Annotated in this window: 3 protein-coding genes; all 3 read right to left on the bottom strand. The window is 68.4% G+C overall.

What is annotated here, in order from left to right:
• On the bottom strand, positions 1-171 hold a 171-nt coding region (locus JYJ84_RS34190), incomplete at its 3' end, for an rRNA adenine N-6-methyltransferase family protein (protein WP_275890764.1).
• Positions 172-217: 46 nt separating this feature from the next.
• Positions 218-1,207, bottom strand: a complete 990-nt coding sequence (gene pdxA, locus JYJ84_RS34185) for a 4-hydroxythreonine-4-phosphate dehydrogenase PdxA (protein WP_175221646.1) — start codon at positions 1,205-1,207, stop codon at positions 218-220.
• Between the two features lie 11 nt (positions 1,208-1,218).
• Positions 1,219-2,455 (bottom strand): peptidylprolyl isomerase (locus JYJ84_RS34180; RefSeq protein WP_205190095.1); only part of this gene is annotated, 1,237 nt, incomplete at its 5' end.

Here is a 2,455-nt window from a genome sequence, read left to right as displayed (position 1 = left end):
GATCAGCGGCTCGGTCAGCGCGCCGAGCCCGGGGCCGATCTCGACCATGCGCTGGCCGCGCGCGGGGCCGATCGTCGAGACGATCGAGTCGATCACGCCGTGATCGACGAGGAAGTTCTGCCCGAAGCGCTTGCGCGCGAAATGGCCTTGGTGCTGTCTGCTGTTCGACATCGACTGAGTAAAACGAAAAATACGACGAAAGAGGTAAAGCCGGGCGTCAGGCCGTGCGGCGATGGCGCGCCATCGTGACGGCCGTGTCGAGCGCGGCAATCATGCTGCCCGGATCCGCGCGGCCCGTGCCGGCCAGATCGAGTGCCGTGCCGTGATCGACCGACGTGCGGATGATCGGCAGCCCGAGCGTCACGTTGATGCCCTCGCCGAACGTCGCATACTTCAGCACGGGCAGACCCTGGTCATGGAACATCGCGAGCACGCAATCGGCGTCGGCGAGATGGCGTGGCTGGAACAGCGTGTCGGCCGGATACGGGCCGCGCGCGTCGATGCCCTGCGTGTTCGCGCGGGCCAGCGCCGGCGCGATCACGTCGATCTCCTCGCGGCCGAGATAACCGTTCTCGCCCGCGTGCGGGTTCAGGCCCGTCACGAGGATGCGCGGCGCGGCCAGACCGAAGTCGCGCCGCAGGTCGCGATCGATGATCGCGAGCGTCTCGACGAGCCCGTCGACCGTCAAGGCGGCCGACACGTCCTTCAGCGGCAGGTGCGTGGTCGCGAGCGCGACGCGCAGCGGCTTGTGGCCGGTACCGGCCAGCATCATCACGACACGCGGCGTATGCGTGCGCTCCGCCAAGTATTCGGTATGACCGGTGAACGGCACGCCCGCATCGTTGATCGTGCTCTTCTGCAGCGGCGCGGTGACGATCGCGTCGTACCGGCCTGCCAGCGCGCCGTCGATCGCCGCGTCGAGCAACCCGAGCACGTACGGACCGTTCGCCGCGTCCAGCTTGCCCGCCTGCACGGGCACGGCGAGCGCATAATGCGCGACCGACACCGGCCCGCCACCGGCCAGCGTGGCCCGGTCGGCACCGACGGCCGCCGCACGCGCATCGAGCAGCGCCGCATCGCCGAGCACGGTGAAATGCGCGTCGGGCCAGCGCTGCGCGGCATCACGCAGCGCCTGCACGGTCAGCTCCGGGCCGACCCCCGCAGGTTCGCCGGTCGTGATTGCGATCTGCAACGCGGGCGTGGTCATCTGATGCTCGCTCAGTTCGCCGGACCGGCGCCGCCGAACTTGTACTGCACGTACGACGAATCGCGCAGCTCGCGCAGCCAGTCGGCATACGCCTGTTCGGCCTTGCGCTGGCCGATCGCCTGACGCGCGATGTCCATCTGCTGCTGCACCGAGCCTTCCGCCTCGCGGCGGTTCAGCACCTGGATCAGGTGATAGCCGTACTCGGTACGAATCGGCTGGCTGATCTGGCCGTCCTGCAGGTTGTTCATTGCGCGTTCGAATTCCGGCACGGTCTCGCCCGGGCTGATCCAGCCGAGATCGCCGCCCTGCGACGCCGAGCCGTCCTGCGAGTAGGTGCGCGCGAACTTCGCGAAATCGCCGCCGGCCTCGACCTGGTTGCGGATGTCGGCCAGCTGCTGGCGCGCCTGGCCTTCCGACTTGCCTTCGCCCACGCGCAACAGGATGTGGCGCACGTGCGTCTGCACGATCTTCGGTGCCGCGGCGGACGCACCCTGGCTCTGGCGACGATCGACGAGACGCACGATCTCGAAGCCGTCCGGCACGCGGATCAGCGTCGGGTTGACCTGGCCCGGGCGCAGCTTCGATGCGGCGTCGACGACCTCGGCCGGCAGCGCGCTCGGCGACTTGAAGCCGAGGTCGCCGCCCTTCTTCGCGTCGTTCGCTTCCGAATTGTTCTTCGCGAGCTTTTCGAAATCGGCGCCCGACTTCGCCTCCTGCAGCAACGCATCGGCCTTCTTCTGCGCGACTTCGATGTCGGCCTGCGGCGCGTTGGTCGGCGCCTTGATGAAGATGTGCTGGAAGCGCAGATCCTGCTGCTGCGACGCGTTCGGCCCGCGCTGGCTCGCGATGTAGTTCGCGACCTCGGCGTCCGAGACGGTGATCTTGCCGTCGACCTCGCGCTCGCGCAGCTTCGACAGCATCAGTTCGGTACGCGCGTCGCTCGTGAAGATGCTCCAGGGCACGCCTTGCGCCTCGAGACGCGAGCGGTACTGGTCGAGCGTCATGCCGTTCGCCTGCGCGAGACGCTGCAGCGTGGACTGCACGGTCGCGTCGTCGATGCGGATCCCGTCGTCCTTCGCCTTCTGCACCTGGATACGCTCGAGCACCATCTGGTTCAGCACCTGCGCACGCAGCTGGTCGACCGGCGGCACCGGCGCATTCTGCTGCTGCAGCCGGCGCGCGATCAGGCCGGCACGCTGGTCGAGTTCGCGGCCCGTGATCACGTCGTTGTTGACGACCGCGACGACT

Source organism: Burkholderia sp. LMG 13014, assembly GCF_905232215.1.
Taxonomy (GTDB): Bacteria; Pseudomonadota; Gammaproteobacteria; order Burkholderiales; family Burkholderiaceae; genus Burkholderia.
Note: the sequence above shows the minus strand (reverse complement) of the source record. Positions and strands in the feature narration are given on the sequence as shown.